This window comes from Nonomuraea insulae, from assembly GCF_042656245.1.
Genome location: NZ_JBHSPA010000098.1, coordinates 17,415 through 31,463, shown reverse-complemented (window position 1 = coordinate 31,463; position 14,049 = coordinate 17,415). Strand labels below are relative to the sequence as shown.

The 14,049-nt window shown below is 69.5% G+C and carries 13 protein-coding genes; 6 read left to right on the top strand and 7 right to left on the bottom strand.

Features of this window, described 5'->3' with window-relative positions; genetic code table 11:
• The first annotated feature begins 40 nt into the window (after window positions 1–40).
• A complete protein-coding gene (locus ACFPZ3_RS59370) occupies window positions 41–985 on the top strand; it encodes an acyltransferase domain-containing protein (protein ID WP_379523292.1) in 945 nt (314 codons plus the stop codon).
• A gap of 188 nt (window positions 986–1,173) precedes the next feature.
• Here ACFPZ3_RS59370 and ACFPZ3_RS59365 read toward each other — a convergent pair whose 3' ends face one another.
• The 4 genes from ACFPZ3_RS59365 to ACFPZ3_RS59350 all read right to left on the bottom strand — a co-directional run bounded on the left by ACFPZ3_RS59365 (window position 1,174) and on the right by ACFPZ3_RS59350 (window position 4,697).
• A complete protein-coding gene (locus ACFPZ3_RS59365) occupies window positions 1,174–1,467 on the bottom strand; it encodes a suppressor of fused domain protein (protein ID WP_379523291.1) in 294 nt (97 codons plus the stop codon).
• Window positions 1,464–1,961 carry a hypothetical protein gene (locus ACFPZ3_RS59360; protein WP_379523290.1) on the bottom strand — a complete coding sequence of 166 codons (498 nt, stop codon included), beginning with the start codon at window positions 1,959–1,961 and terminating at the stop codon, window positions 1,464–1,466. Before ACFPZ3_RS59360 ends, ACFPZ3_RS59365 begins: the two co-directional genes overlap by 4 nt.
• Window positions 1,962–1,963: 2 nt before the next feature.
• Window positions 1,964–3,238 (bottom strand): ABC transporter substrate-binding protein, encoded by a 1,275-nt coding sequence (locus tag ACFPZ3_RS59355; RefSeq protein WP_379523289.1) that lies wholly within the window; start codon window positions 3,236–3,238, stop codon window positions 1,964–1,966.
• Window positions 3,239–3,404: 166 nt separating this feature from the next.
• Window positions 3,405–4,697 (bottom strand): amidohydrolase family protein, encoded by a 1,293-nt coding sequence (locus tag ACFPZ3_RS59350; protein WP_379523288.1) that lies wholly within the window; start codon window positions 4,695–4,697, stop codon window positions 3,405–3,407.
• A gap of 143 nt (window positions 4,698–4,840) precedes the next feature.
• On the opposite strand from ACFPZ3_RS59350, the gene ACFPZ3_RS59345 reads away from it, so the two are divergent.
• From ACFPZ3_RS59345 to ACFPZ3_RS59335, 3 genes are all read left to right on the top strand, one after another.
• Window positions 4,841–5,314 carry a MarR family winged helix-turn-helix transcriptional regulator gene (locus tag ACFPZ3_RS59345; protein ID WP_379523287.1) on the top strand — a complete coding sequence of 158 codons (474 nt, stop codon included), beginning with the start codon at window positions 4,841–4,843 and terminating at the stop codon, window positions 5,312–5,314.
• A gap of 146 nt (window positions 5,315–5,460) precedes the next feature.
• Complete coding sequence (locus ACFPZ3_RS59340) at window positions 5,461–8,745, top strand: glycoside hydrolase family 97 N-terminal domain-containing protein (RefSeq protein WP_379523286.1); 3,285 nt, start codon at window positions 5,461–5,463, stop codon at window positions 8,743–8,745.
• A gap of 220 nt (window positions 8,746–8,965) precedes the next feature.
• Window positions 8,966–9,820, top strand: a complete 855-nt coding sequence (locus tag ACFPZ3_RS59335) for an aldo/keto reductase (protein ID WP_379523285.1) — start codon at window positions 8,966–8,968, stop codon at window positions 9,818–9,820.
• A 122-nt stretch (window positions 9,821–9,942) separates the two neighbouring features.
• Here ACFPZ3_RS59335 and ACFPZ3_RS59330 read toward each other — a convergent pair whose 3' ends face one another.
• The 3 genes from ACFPZ3_RS59330 to ACFPZ3_RS59320 form a co-directional block, all read right to left on the bottom strand.
• Entirely contained in the window at window positions 9,943–10,428 is a 486-nt protein-coding gene (locus tag ACFPZ3_RS59330; RefSeq protein WP_379523284.1) for a GNAT family N-acetyltransferase, read from the bottom strand.
• Between the two features lie 543 nt (window positions 10,429–10,971).
• Window positions 10,972–11,628 (bottom strand): class I SAM-dependent methyltransferase, encoded by a 657-nt coding sequence (locus ACFPZ3_RS59325; protein WP_379523283.1) that lies wholly within the window; start codon window positions 11,626–11,628, stop codon window positions 10,972–10,974.
• 186 nt (window positions 11,629–11,814) lie between these two features.
• On the bottom strand, window positions 11,815–12,228 hold the full coding sequence (locus ACFPZ3_RS59320) for a hypothetical protein (RefSeq protein WP_379523282.1): 414 nt from the start codon (window positions 12,226–12,228) through the stop codon (window positions 11,815–11,817).
• Between ACFPZ3_RS59320 and ACFPZ3_RS59315 the strand changes: the two genes are divergently transcribed.
• On the top strand, window positions 12,199–12,531 hold the full coding sequence (locus tag ACFPZ3_RS59315; RefSeq protein WP_379523281.1) for a GEVED domain-containing protein: 333 nt from the start codon (window positions 12,199–12,201) through the stop codon (window positions 12,529–12,531). The genes ACFPZ3_RS59320 and ACFPZ3_RS59315 overlap by 30 nt on opposite strands.
• Before the next feature lie 194 nt (window positions 12,532–12,725).
• Window positions 12,726–13,973, top strand: a complete 1,248-nt coding sequence (locus ACFPZ3_RS59310; RefSeq protein ID WP_379523280.1) for a phospholipase D-like domain-containing protein — start codon at window positions 12,726–12,728, stop codon at window positions 13,971–13,973.
• Window positions 13,974–14,049 lie beyond the last annotated feature (76 nt).

Here is a 14,049-nt window from a genome sequence, read left to right as displayed (position 1 = left end):
CTCTTCTCCGTGGCGTTGCCGTGATCGTAGGATCGTCCGCGTGGATCTGGACGACATCGCCGCCCGGCTCGGAGTACCCGTCGAGGACGTCGAGCGCGTGCACCGGCTCGCCGGCGACCGGCCGTCGGCTTCGCTACCCGCCAAGGCCGACGCGCCCGCGATCCTCGACCGGCTCGCGGTGCGGCCGGACGACGCCGCCGAGATCATGGCGGGCTGGCCCGACCCCGGCTCTCCGCTGTGGACTCCGGAGCTGCGCTGGCTGCTCGACCGCTCGATCGCCCTGGTCCGCGCCGATCTCGGGGGCCACGGCTGGCTGCCGCCCGGTCCGGAGCTGCCGCGCGAACGGGGCCCCGCCTGGCGGCATCTCTACGTGTACGCGTACCTGGCCCTGGTCGAGGTCGTCACGAAGTACCACCGCGACCATGGCATCGCCGATGCCGTGTCGTGGGTGACCCTCGCGGATCTGGGCCGCAACCTCGCGCTCGACCGGCGGATGCACCGCGAGGGCTGGCCGGTCATGCAGAGCTGGCTGACGCTGCACGCGCGCGGCGGCGTCTACGAGCTGGGGCGGCTGCAGCACCATCGCGGCGGCACCACCATCGGCCTGCACATCCCCGAGTCGGGGCCGATGACCCCGGAGGCGGTCGCGGCCTCGCTCGACGAGGCCCGCGCGTTCTTCCCACGCCACTTTCCCGACGAGCGCTACACGGCGTTCTCCTGCGGCTCGTGGCTGCTCGACCCGCAGCTACTGGAGTATCTGCCCGAGGGCTCCAACATCGTCCGGTTCCAGCGGAGGTTCGAGGTGGAGCCCTACGAGGAGCCGGAAGGGCTGGACGCCGACGTCGAGGTGCTGCGGTTCGTGTTCCGCAGCCTGACCACGCCGCTCGACCAGCTGCCGCGCCGTACCGCGCTCCAGCGCGCGGTCGTCGACCACCTGAAGGCCGGCCGCCACTGGCACTGGCGCCGCGGCCGCTTCCCCATCTAGCCGCGGTCACAGTCGCCGGGTGCCGTGGTCAATGACCTGCATTACGGTACGGCCTACCGGACGTGCCCGCGACCGACATCCCGGTCACGGCCGCCTTCCGGTCGCTCGGCCGCCCGAACACCGTCACGAGCCGGCTGGAGGTGCGGCCGCGGCCGGCGGACCGGGTGTTCATGCGGGAGGCCGAGGACTCACGCGACAAGATCGGCGAGGCGGGGATCACCGCCTGCGCGACCTGCTCGGGCGGGCAGAAGGTGCGCAACATCGGTGGCGGACCTGACCAGGGCAGCGTGCCGGACGCGTACGTGCTGTTCGAGGACCGCGAAGACGTACCTGGCCAGCTGCTGCAACAGCACGGCCGACCAGGTCGGCGGTGCTTCGTCCTGTGGGCCACGGGCCACCCGGATGCTGAACTCGATCCCCCAGCCCGACTCCTCCGGGTCGTCGCTCACCTTCTCGTAGAGCTCGGACATCCCGAAACTCACCAGGTGCCAGTGCGGTCGCGGCTCGTCGAGAGTGTAGATCCGGATCGCGTCCAACGGATCGGACCACCAGCCGAGTACGGCACCTCGGTCGCGAAGGTGCCCACCGGTTCGGTGTCGCCGTAGAGATCGCGCAACGCCGTCTCGATCGCCGCCCAGCCGGACTCCTCGACGTCCGTGGAGATGGAGATCCCGGCCCCTTCCGGCAGGTCCTTCACCTGCCCGTGGATCTGGCCGGCGACGCTGACGCCGACCACGAAGTCGAGGGCGTCGATGTTGCCGACCGCGACCGGGCCGCCGGCGACCGGCGGGCGCTTGAAGTCGTAGATCTGTTTGGCGCCGGGCACGATCCCGGCACGTTCGGCCTCCCCGGCCAGACCGGCCATCAGGTAGCGCTCCTGGCCCTCCGGCGTCTCCAGCTCCGCTCGCAGCGCCTCGACGCCGACCCAGCACCGAGTCAGCGTGCCGGTCCGGCAACAGCCCGACCGGGGCGGCATGCTCAGCCCGCGAGCAAGGCGTTGGCCTCGGTGATGAATTTCTGCGCGGCCTCGTCGGGGGTCATCCGATTGAAGATGACCTCTTCGGCGTATCGCCTGAGGAGGTCCTCCATGGCGCTGGAGCCCTTTGGCGGGGCGGCGGGCGGATCGGTCAGTTCGCCACGGACCTTGTTCACGAATGCCATCGTCTTCAGGTCCGCGGCCGGCAGCTTGGCGCTGACCGCCGCCAGCACCTTGGCATTGGCCGGCAGGCCGCGGTCGCTGAGGATGATCTGGCCGGCCTCGGCGTCGTTGATCATGAAGTCGATGAATTTCGCGGCCTCAGCCGCGTGCTGCGACCCGGAGGAGGCGGTGTAGAGCATGGCCGGCTGCAGGAACATGCCGCCGGTCCTGGCACCCTCGATCTTCGGCATCCGCAGCAACTCCAGGTTCTGGCCCGATGCCTTGACGGCCGCGCCGAGAACGTTGCTCCACATCATGGTCGTCGCGCCGGTGTTGGTGCCGATCAGCGTCTGTTCGATGCCGGCGTCGTACAACTCCGCGGTCTTGGCGGCAGCGGGGGCTCCCTCCGTCTTGATCAGGTTCTGCGTGATGGCCAGCCAGTCCTTGATGGTCTGCGGCGACAGGCCGATCTTGTTGCCGTTGTAGAGCTGCTCACCCTTCTGCGCGGCGTAGATCTGCAGGTACGCCGGGTTCCAGGACAGCTGCGTACCCGTGATCTTGCCCCCGCTGCCGGCGGTGACCTTGGAGCTGAGCTCGACGAAGTCCTCCCAGGTCCACGAGCTGTCATCGGGAGGCGTGGCCTTGGCGGACTGGACCAGGGCCGGGTTGATCACCATGGAGAAGGCGTTGACGCCGGTGGGGATGGCGTACTGCTTGCCGCCGACGGCGCCGGTGGCCAGCACCTTGCCGTCGATGTCGGAGGTGTCGACCTTGGAGGCCAGCTCGGCCAGCGTGCCGCGTTCGGCGTACTCACGCAGGCCACGGATTTCCAGGGTCATGACGTCGGGCGCGTCCCTGCCTGCGACCTGCGTGGACAGTCTTTCGTAGTAGCTGGGGAAGTCGGAGACCTCGCCCTCGACATCGATGGCCGGGTTCTTCGCCTCGAACTTCGCGATCGCCGCTTCGGTCATCTTCTGGCGCGCGTCACCGCCCCAATAGGAGAAGCGCAGCTTGATCTCGCCGTCGGCGCTCTCGCCGCCGCCGCAGGCCGCGGTGACCGCCAACATGGCGGTGGCGAGCAAAGCCGTCGACCAGATCTTCTTGCCAGAGCTCACGGCTCTACCTCCGATGGGACTTCCGCTGGGGGGTGGAAAGCTTTTCGGCACCGTTGACTCGTGCGCATAACACGAGTCAACGGTGCGATGTTAGCGCGGTGATCGTCCATGCGGACATGACATTCCGGCCGCGATCATGCCGAAGCACCCCGTACTTTCGAGGCACTCACCGTGTCGGGGGCGTCCATGATCCGTCGACCGCGATGCCGGCGGCCGCGGCGATCCGATCGCGGGACTCCAGCAGCCGTGCCCGCAACGCCGCCAGGTCCAGGCCGAGCAGCCGGCCGTCCCGCTTGACCGCTCTGCCGGCGACGAAGACGCTGTCCACCAGGCCCGGATGGCCGGAAGCGACGATCGTGCCGACGGGGTTGCCGACGGGGAAAACCGAGAGGTCCTCGGCGTCGAGCAGGACCAGGTCGGCGTCCTTGCCGATGGCGATGCTGCCGGTTCGGGCGTCGAGTCCGCACGCGCGGGCGCCGTCCACCGTGGCGAACTCGATGACGTCTCGCGCTCTGAGGCCGCCGTCCAGGCCGCGCTGCGCGGCGAGCGCCGTGCGCATGGTGGCGAACATGTCGCCGCCGGCGGACGGGCAGTCGTCGATGGACAACGACGGGCGGATTCCGGCGGCCAGCATGCGGCCGGTCTCGGGCCAGCCGAAGCCCATCTTCAGCTCGACGTCCGGGCTGATCGACACCGAGCAACCCGCATCGGCCATCATCGCCACCTGGTCGTCGGAGATGCCGTTGCCGTGCACGAAGGTCGTGTGGTCGTCCAGCAGCCCGCGGTCACGCATGTCGGCGATCGGACGGCGGCCACGGGGCCAGCCGGTAGCGCCGTGCACGTGCACGCTCACCCGCAGCCCAAGTTCCCGCGCCAGCGCGACATCGGTGGCGGTGGTGTCCATCGTGGTCAGTTGCGGCCCGCGCAGGCCCAGCATCATGCCGCCGTCGGGCAGCTGCGACCGTACGCGCGTGATCTCGGGTGCGATCGGCTCGTCGCCGACGCCCGCGCAGTAGCAGAACACCGAGCGGCCGGGCGCCTCGCGCAGCGCCTGGATCGCGGCGTCGGCGTTCTCCGGACGGTCGGAGCAGTGGAACCAGTCGAGCATGGTCGTGACGCCCGAGCCGAGCGCTTCGATCCGGCCGAGCAGGTTGCCCAGGTAGACGTCTTCCGGCTGGTAGTGCGGCCGTAGGGTGCCGTGCATGGCGACGCGGTACTGGTCGAACGTCCAGTCCGCGCCGATGCCGCGGAACGCGGTCTGCCAGGTGTGCCGGTGGGTGTCCACGAAACCGGGCATCACGATCTTGCCCGTGGCGTCCACGACCTCGGCGTCGGCCGCGGCGACGGTGGCGGCGACCGCGGCGATCCGGCCGTCCTCGATGAGCACGTCTCCCTGCGGGAGATCGCCCACGGCTGGGTCCATGCTGACCACCATGCCGCCACGCAGCAGTGTCCTCATCGGGTGAGCACCTCCCCGAATGCCCAGGAGGCGATGTGGGTGTGGATGCGGAATGCCATGGCGTCCTTTCAACTGAGTTGACGCGTCAACTCTAAGAAGGCCGAGTTGACGCGTCAACTCAGTTGCTCAGTATGATTTCCGCCATGGCGGAGATCCGTACGCTGGAACCCGAGGAGTGGGAGTTCTGGGACACCTGGATGCGCGCGCAGCGCCTGCTCGCGCGGGAGCTCGACCGTGGTCTGCAGCGCGACTGCGGCATCTCGAAGGCTGAGTTCAGCGTGCTGGTGACGCTGTGGCGGGCACTCGGTCGCGAGATGCGCGTCGGCGAGCTCTCCGAGTCGCTCGACTGGGAGAAGAGCCGCGTCTCGCACCTGCTGACGCGCATGGAGAACCGCGGCTTCGTGGAGCGGACCCAGAGCGGGGCCGACGGCCGCCGCACTGGGATCGGACTGACCGTCAAAGGCCGCCGTGCCGCGCAGAACGCCATCCTCGTGCACGGCGGCAACATCCGCCGCTACTTTCTCGACTCGCTCGCACCCGAGCAGGCCGCTGCCATCCGGGCCTGGAGCGAGCAGCTGATCGACCGCATCGAGCCTTACGGCGGCGACCTCCCATGACCTGACCGGCCTCAACAACCAGCCGGACACACGATGCGGGCCCGTCTTGACGCTCTGACATGGAGCAGCGCACCGTCAGCTCCTTTTCGGACTTTGACCGTCACGGGATGTGCTCCGTCCTACCCCCCAACACAGAAGAGGCGTGCATGAACCGAGCGGACGCGGCGTGGAGAAGACAGGCGGGACTGCTCGCGATGGCGGCCGCCGTCGTGGTCTCGGGAGGGATCTCGGCGGTTCCCGCCCAGGCCGATGAGCCCGCCCCCGTCGCCCTGGCCGAGGTCACCGGAGCGGGTGCTCAGGTCGTGACGTCGCCGGACGACGATCTGCGGGTCGCGGTCACCACCGCAGGCGGGCGCCTCACCTACAGCGTGAACAGCCACGGCAAGGCTCTCGTCGGCGCATCAGGGCTCGGCGTGGACCTCGCGGGACGCCCCAGCCTCACGCGGGACATGAGCATCGACTCCGTCGACCGGCGCACGATCAACGAGACGTGGAAGCCGGTCTGGGGGACGTCGAGCAAGGTCAGGAACCACGCGAACGAGCTCACCGTCCACGCGATCCAGGCCGGCACGGGGTTCAGGCTCGATCTGGTGTTCCGGGTCTTCGACGACGGGGTCGGCTTCCGCTACCACTTCCCCGGCCAGAGCGGCCTGGACGCCTACACCGTCACCGCCGAGCAGACCGAGTTCGCCCTCGACCCCGCCGCGCGGAGCTGGTCGATCGCCGCGGGCAAGACCTGGTCCGCCGACGAGCAGCACTACCGCGATCTGCCTCTGTCCGGCGTCTCCACCGCCCAGACCCCCATCACCGCCTCGCCGGCCGCCGGCTCCTACGTGGTGGTGCACGAGGCCGACCTGACCGACTACCCCAGCATGACGCTGAAGTCGGTACCCGGGCGGCCTGGCGTGTTGTCCAGCGACCTGATCGCCCTGCCTGACGGCGCCAAGGCCAGGCTGAACGGCGAGTTCTCCACGCCCTGGCGCACCCTGACCGTGGGCGAGCGCCCCGGCGACCTGGGCGAGTCCCATCTGATCGAGAACCTCAACGACGCGTGCGCGATCTGCGGCGACACCTCCTGGATCAAGCCCGCGACGTACGTGGGCGTCTGGTGGGAGCTTCAGCGCAGGCAGACCACCTGGACCGCCGGGCCCAAGCACGGCGCGACCACCGCACGGGTCAAGCAGTACATCGACCTGGCCAGGCAGGCGGGCGCGAAGTTCGTGCTGGCCGAGGGCTGGAACACCAACTCCGGCGGTTCCTGGGCGGGCCAGGACTTCCTGACCCCGCAGGCCGACTTCGACCTGCCCGAGGTGCTCCGGTACGCCGCCGACAACGGCATCGGGTACATCGCCCACAACGAGACCCGGGGCGACATCGACTACTACGACCAGAACCTGGAGAAGATCTTCTCCAGGTACGAGGAACTCGGCATTCACGCCATCAAGACCGGCTACGCCACGAAATTCCTGCTCGGCGGCGTCAACCGCAGCCACTACGACCAGGAGGCCGTCCGCCACTACCAGCGGGTGATCGACGCGGCGGCCCGGCACCACATCACGATCGACGCACATGAAGCGATCAAGCCGACCGGCCTGGCGCGCACCTACCCGAACATGATGACGGGCGAGGGCGTCGCGGGCATGGAGATGCAGAACTACATGGGCGTCAATGGCAACCCGCTGGCACAGGCCACGATCCTCCCCTTCACCCGGTTCATGGGCGGACCCGCCGACTACACGCCCGGCGTCCTGAACGTCACCTGGGACCCGGTCCGGCTCGGCACCCGCGTCCAGACCACCTCGGCCGCGCAGCTCGCGTTGTACCCGACGTTCTTCAGCCCGATGCAGATGCTCGCGGACACCCCCGAGAACTACGCCGCCCACCCGGGATTCGCCTTCCTCAAGGACATGCCCGCCACCTGGGACGAGACCCGCGTCCTGGACAGCATCATCGGGGACTACACCACGACGGCCCGTCGGAGCGGCGACACCTGGTATCTCGGCGCGATCACCGATGAGAACGACCGGACCCTTCAGGTTCCGCTGTCGTTCCTCCCCCACGGCATCTTCGTGGCGGAGACCTACGCCGACGCCCAGGAGACCACCTGGAAGGGCGACCCGCTGCCCGTCGAGCTCCGCAGGACGCTGGTCCGATCGTCCACCCGGTTGTCCATGTCTTTGGTCGCCGCCGGCGGGCAGGCTGTCAGGATCAGGCCCGCGACCGCCCGGGACCTCACCCGCCTCCCCTGGTACGCCGGCCCCCGGGCCGGCTACGGCACCCCAGAAGCCGTGCTGGACCCGGCCACCCAGCAGCTCACCGTGAAGGCTCCCCTTACCAACAAGGGCAGCACCGTCGCCGAATTCCAGGCCCGGCTGTTCCTCGACGGTCGCGCCGCGGGCCAAGCGCGGCGTGTCCGCGTCGCGGGCGGTGGAACCCGGACCGTCGAGTTCGTTCTGCCCGCCGCCGAGGTCCCCGACCAGGACTTCCGGGTCGCGATGGGCGCACCCGGCGGCGAGCGCGGCAAACCGGTTCCGGTGGCGCAGCCGCGTTCACTGCTCGACCTCGTTCGGAAGCTGCGGAAGTCCGGCGGGGTGACGTCGTCCGCGATGGCGCTCCTCCAGCCGGCGATCTCCAGGGCCGAGACCGCGCTCCGCCGGGGCGACGTGATCGGCCGTCTCCTGGCACTTCAGGAAGTGCGGCTGGCGCTCTACGCTCTTTCCCTCGCCGAGGTGACCGCGCAGGCCCGAACCGCCATCGACGACCGGCTCGCCGCCCCGCTAGGCACACCGCAGGCGCTCTTCTCCCTCGCGCTGAAGGTGCGGCTCGCGACCGACGCGGGAGCCCTCGGCCCGGCGCTGTCCGGCAGGCTCAGCACCGAGGTCAAAGCCTCGATCACCGCCGCGGCCGCGAACGACCCGGCAGGGATGAGGGAAGCGCTCAACCGGTTCACGGCCCTGGTCACGGCCGAGCCGATCCCGGAAGACGTCGCGGCCGACCTGCTGGCCGTCAGCGGAGTGCTCGCCACCGGGCCCCGCAGGATCGAAGCGGAATCCGCGCAGCTCCTCAGCGGCGCGTGCCTGCGCACCGACCACACCGGCTACACCGGCACCGGCTTCGTGGCCTGCATGAAGACCAAGGACAGTGGCGTACGGTTCAACGCCCCGGTCACCATCGACGGCCTCTACACCCTCCGCCTCCGCTACGCCAATGCCATGGGCACCGCCCAGACCATGACCCTCGGCAGCGGCACCCAGTCCATCCAGCTCACGCTCCCCACCCTGGCCAACTGGGACACCTGGTCGGAGCACCAGCTCAGCCTCCCCCTCGCCCCTGCCACCCCGCTCACCTTCGCCTTCGGCCCCAACGACAACGGCAACGTCAACCTGGACTCCATCACCCTCGACCCCGACCCCGGAGTCATGCACCGATAGCCCGCATCGGCCAGCCGAACGCGCCGCTCTCAAGGCGTCAGATGGCAAGGACTGCGCGCTGATCACCGCCCGAGGCACGCACACGGATGTCGAGGTCGCGACGTATCTCCCGTCGTGGGAGTGACAACCGCGAAAGGAGGGGGGCGGCCATGGCTCCCGGCGGCCCACTGCGAGAATCGAAAGGTGGCAGGAACGATCAGCAACGGATAGGAGCCGACTCATGGCGATATCAACGAACGCGGCAGCCGCCGGCACGATCGGCATCGGCGGTGACCTCACCGTCAACCGCCTGGGGTTCGGCGCCATGCGGATCACCGGTGACGGCATCTGGGGCGAGCCGCCCAACCTCGACGACGCCAAGGCGGTCCTGCGCCGCGCCGTCGAACTCGGCGTCAACTTCATCGACACCGCCGACTCCTATGGCCCGCACGTCAGTGAGAACCTCATCGCCGAGGCGCTGCACCCGTACCCCGACGATCTCGTGATCGCCACGAAGGGCGGTCTGGAGCGGACCGGACCCGGCCAGTGGCCCGCCAACGGCCGGCCCGAGCACCTCAAGGAGGCGTGCGAGGGCAGCCTGCGGCGGCTCCGGCTGGAGCAGATCCCGCTCTACCAGTTCCACCGCCCCGACCCGAAGGTGCCCATCGAGGACTCGATCGGCGCCCTGGTCGAGCTGAAGCAGCAGGGCAAGATCCGGCACATCGGGGTCTCCAACTTCGACGAGGACCAACTGCGCAGGGCGCAGAGCCTCACGCCGGTCGTGTCCGTACAGAACCGCTACAACCTGAGCGACCGTTCGTCGGAGTCAGTGCTCGACCTGGCCGAGCAGGAGGACCTGGTCTTCCTGCCCTGGGCGCCCATCCAGGACCTCGGCGACCAGGCGGTACGGCAGGCGGCCGAGGCGCACGGGGTGTCCACACGGCAGATCGTCATCGCCTGGCTGCTGGCCCGTTCGCCGGCCGTGCTGCCCATCCCCGGCACAGGCTCCGTCGCCCACCTGGAGGACAACATCGCCGCCTCGAGCATCAAACTGGAGCCAGAAGAGGTCTCGGCACTCAACGACGCGGGGTCCTGAACCTTACTGCTGGTGAATCCTTGATCCGTCGGACCTGCGCCCTCATGTCGCTGTGACGGAAAGCTGATCGGCGGCGATGCCGGCAGGCCACATGAGATGGCGCACGCCCCGTCGGCGCGGCCTCAGGTGACGAGCGGCTTCTCGAAGCAGGTGGAGTAGGTCATCGAGGTGTAGGGCGGGTAGATCGGGATGCGGGTGTAGCCCTCGCGCTCGTACAGGCGGATCGCCTCGGGCTGGCGGTCCCCGGTGTGCAGGATGACGCGCGCGGCGCCGAGTTCGCGGGCGGCCTGCTCGGCCGCCGCCAGGAGGCTGCGCGCCACCCCGCTCCCCCGGTGCGACGGAATGACATACATCCGCTTGATCTCGATCTCCTCACCGAGGCGGCGCAGCAGTACGTGCCCGACAGCCTGATCGGCGTCGAATGCGACACCGGTGTACACGACGGACCCGGCCTCGATGGCCACCGCAGGGGGCCGGCTGCCGGGCTCGGAAAACCGGTCGCCGTAGCGCCGGCCCAGCTCCTCCGTCACGGCCGCGCGCAGTTCCCCTGCCGCCGGGTCATCGTAGGATACGGCCCGGATGATGTACGTGGCCCGCTCGGTCGTCATTCGCCGCTCCATGTGCAGTGCTGTCGTCCCTGCCGGCCTGCGGTGTCGCCGCAGCATTGCCGGCTTCTGCAGCCTATGGGGGCTCACAGGGTCCCGAAACCCGGGGCCCCTGACAAGAGCGGAGCAGGCGGTGCGGCACCACTACTGGCTCGAGCTCCACCGCTCAGGGCACGCCGGGTTGAGTCCTTGCGCCGAGAGGGGCGCTGCCTCGTGATGACGGCCTGGGTGTCGCATCGTCACGAGTCAGGCCCGTTGCCGCGACAGTTGGTCCGGGTGGGCTTCCCATGCCCTGCCGAGAACGGCGTATCCGCGATCGGCAAGGGCGTGCTCGTCTGGGGCGAGGTCGGCTAGGCGCTCTCAGGCGTACTGATCGAACCGGCCGACGCGTAACCGATCGCGATGACACATGTCTCGCTGGGCCGGCAGCCGGCTCATCCACAAGATCGGGCCAGGCATCTGCACCGCCCGGCCAATCTCCTCAGCACCCTTGCCGGCAGCCCAAACCCGGCCTTGCGGTCAGGCCCGGCCCCTGGATCGGCGGGCTCAGTGGACGGCGGCGGGCCGGCGGAAGGTGGCGCGCCAGCGGTGCCGCTCGCCGTCGCGCAGCTCCTCGACCTTCACCCTCTCCATCCCGCCGGCCGCGAACGTCTCGATCTCCGACGGCGTCAGCGGCCACGGCGGCGCGAACACCGGCCCGCCTTCCTCCCGCCCGGACGCGATCACCAGCAACGTGCCCCCAGGCCCGACGAACTCCGCGACCTTGGCGATGGCCCGCGCGTGCAGCGGCTCCGGCAGCGCCTGCACGGTCATGACCTCGACCACGAGGTCGAACGCCCGCCGCCACGCCGCGGGCGGATCCAGCAGGTCGGCGACCTGGTAGCGCACCTCGCTCCCCTGGAAGCGCTCCTGCGCGAGCCGCACCGCCGACTCGCTCACGTCGAACGCGACCGTCTCGTAGCCGAGCCCCGCCACGAACTCGGCGTCGTCACCCAGCCCGGCCCCCACGACCAGCGCCCGCCCGTGCCCGGGGGCGCCCCAGTCGGCCAGCAGGAAGTGGGGTGAGCGCGAGTCCCAAGGCACGATCGCGTCACCGGTCGCCGACTCGGCGTAGAGCCGCTCGAACCAGCCGGTCGCGTCTCCCTGCGCCAGAGACTCGGCGGCCAGCCTGATGGCGTCCTCGTCCGGATCTCGCCCCGCCATCGGCACCCCCCAGCAGAATCCTGTACGGCTCGCCGTGCTCGCCCGCCGCCGCCAGTTCTACCACGCCCATCCGGCCTCCCAGCGGCCCGGCGAGCACGCGCTGAGCGAACAGGCGTTCGTACACGTATCCCTTGCCGGCGCACCGCCACGTCGAACAGCGGGATGAGCGCGCAGACGCAGGGATCGTCACGTGTTGCCCTCCGCGAGCCGGTAGACCTCCATCGCCCGCTCCGCGCTTTCCCGCAACGCCGCGTCAACGCGGGAGGAGATGGCGAGGAACGCCCAGACGTGGCGGTTCATGTGCCACAGCTCCCGGCGGCGGTCGGGCAGCCGGGCGGCGGCGGCCCGCGTCAGCCCGAACACCTCCAGCCAGTCACTCAGCCAGTGCGGCGTGCAGGCCGCGAACCAGCGCATCGCCTCACCGAGTTCGGCCACCTGTTCGTGCCGATCGGCGGCGGCCGCCAGCCGCAACGCGGCCAGCCAGGTGTCCCTTTCGACCTCCAGCCAGGCCCGCGCCTCCTCCTGCGTGACGAGCGGAACCAAGCCCTTGTAGCCGGGCGGCGGCGCGCCGTGGTCGGGTTCGAACCACCGCCCGGCCACGGTCGCGGTCCCCGTACGGACCGGATCCCATCGAGTGTCACCGGCTGGATCGACTTCAACCACAACGGCCGCTTCGATCCCCTTGAGCGGGCCACCGCACAGGCCGCGAAGTCCGCCACGACCGCCAAGCTGAGCTGGACCATTCCGCAACCGCCGCGCACCGGGCCCACCTGGATGCGGCTTCGCCTCACCGCACGGGCCAGGGCGGCGGTATCACCGACCGGCTGGTCCGACAGCGGCGAGGTGGAAGACCACCGGGTCCAGCTCGTCCGGCTGAGCGCGGGTGCGGCGCCTGGCCGCTGAGGCGCCCTGACGTGCCCGGCCCGCTCAACAGATCCTCAACGAGGTCTCAACATCGTCCGCCGCACCATGAGGCGGGGGACCTCTGGGTCTACGGCCGGGTCAAGGAGACGGGGACGCACGGCTGGATGTCCCTCGGCAACTTCCGTACCATTCGCCACCCGAACGTCGATCGCGATCACACGCAGGGAGCCGTCATGAAAGTCAAGAGACCCGCGGCCATCACCTTCATCCTGGCGTTATGCCTGGCCGCCGCGCCGATGACCGCCGCCGAGGCGGAGGTCACCGGTCCTCCGGTCATGAACGCGCCGGTGTTCAACCACCCGGCGGCCGACTCGGGGATCCCGGGGAGCCCGAGTGCCGGGCAGTCGGCCGTCATGGACCAGCTCATCAGGCTCGTCAAGGCCGTCCCGGCGGGCGGTGAGATCCGGTTCGCGATGCACGAGTTCGTCCCCGGCGACCGGTCGAGCGAGGTGGCCTCGGAACTGGTCGCCGCGCACGCCCGGGGCGTCGGCGTACAGGTCATCATGGACAGCCAGGACGACGGCCGGAACGACGCGATCTTCGGGCAGCTCAGCGGGGCCCTCGGCACCACGGAGACGGCCACGTCGTGGGCCGTGCGCTGTGAGTATCCCAGCGAGACCCTCAGCCGCGGCTGCATCGCCAGGAACTACCTGCACGACAAGTTCGCCACCTTCTCCAGCGTCGTCGCGAACGGCGTCACCTATGCCAAGGTCGTCTTCCAGAGCTCGTCGAACCTGTCGAACTGGTATCTGTACAACTCCTACAACGACGGGTTCACCCTCTCCGACGCCGTGGTCTACGACGGCTACGTGCGCTATTTCAAGGATCTGCGGGCCGGGCGCCTGCAGCCGGTCAACCCCGACTACTTCTGGACGACTCCCACCGGCTCTGCGTACAAGGGGCATTTCTTCCCCCGCCTCTCCTCCGGCGGCGACCCGATCGCCAACGTTCTCAAGCTCATCAAGTGCAGCTACCAGGACGCCGGCGGCGTCACCCGCCAGACCGACATCCGCCTGGCCCTGACCGCCTTCAACGCCAGCAGGAAGGCGATCGCCGACGAACTGCTCAGGCTGCGCGGGGAGAACTGCTGGATCGACGTCGTGTACTACGACGACCCCGAGAGCAGGAACGTCACCGAGTACGTCAGGACGCTCCTTGCCCGCCAGGCGTCGAACGGCAAGTACATCCAGGTCAGGCCGTGCCGGTTCACCGTGGGCAACCGGTCCGTGGTGCCCCACACCAAGCTCATGATGATAGACGGCTACTACGACGACGACATCACGCCCCGCGTCTACACGGGCAGCGCGAACTTCACCACCCTGGAGAACGCCGACGACTCCATGCTGCGGATCGCGGGCCGCGACGTGCACAGCAAGTACCTGTCGTGGTTCTACGAGATCCGCAGCGCCTGCGGCGGCTGATCAGCGGGTCCGCGGGCGGGGATGAGAGGAGTCATCAAATGTGCCATCCTGATCAAGATCTCCTCCCAGAAGGATG

What these genes read in the sequence shown, in the direction of transcription:
- ACFPZ3_RS59360 (WP_379523290.1), bottom strand. Translation starts at nt 1,961, where the DNA reads ATGCCGCCCCGGTCGGGCTGTTGCCGGACCGGCACGCTGACTCGGTGC.
- ACFPZ3_RS59350 (WP_379523288.1), bottom strand. Translation starts at nt 4,697, where the DNA reads ATGAGGACACTGCTGCGTGGCGGCATGGTGGTCAGCATGGACCCAGCC.
- ACFPZ3_RS59345 (WP_379523287.1), top strand. Translation starts at nt 4,841, where the DNA reads ATGGCGGAGATCCGTACGCTGGAACCCGAGGAGTGGGAGTTCTGGGAC.
- ACFPZ3_RS59340 (WP_379523286.1), top strand. Translation starts at nt 5,461, where the DNA reads ATGAACCGAGCGGACGCGGCGTGGAGAAGACAGGCGGGACTGCTCGCG.
- ACFPZ3_RS59335 (WP_379523285.1), top strand. Translation starts at nt 8,966, where the DNA reads ATGGCGATATCAACGAACGCGGCAGCCGCCGGCACGATCGGCATCGGC.
- ACFPZ3_RS59330 (WP_379523284.1), bottom strand. Translation starts at nt 10,428, where the DNA reads ATGACGACCGAGCGGGCCACGTACATCATCCGGGCCGTATCCTACGAT.
- ACFPZ3_RS59325 (WP_379523283.1), bottom strand. Translation starts at nt 11,628, where the DNA reads ATGGCGGGGCGAGATCCGGACGAGGACGCCATCAGGCTGGCCGCCGAG.
- ACFPZ3_RS59310 (WP_379523280.1), top strand. Translation starts at nt 12,726, where the DNA reads ATGAAAGTCAAGAGACCCGCGGCCATCACCTTCATCCTGGCGTTATGC.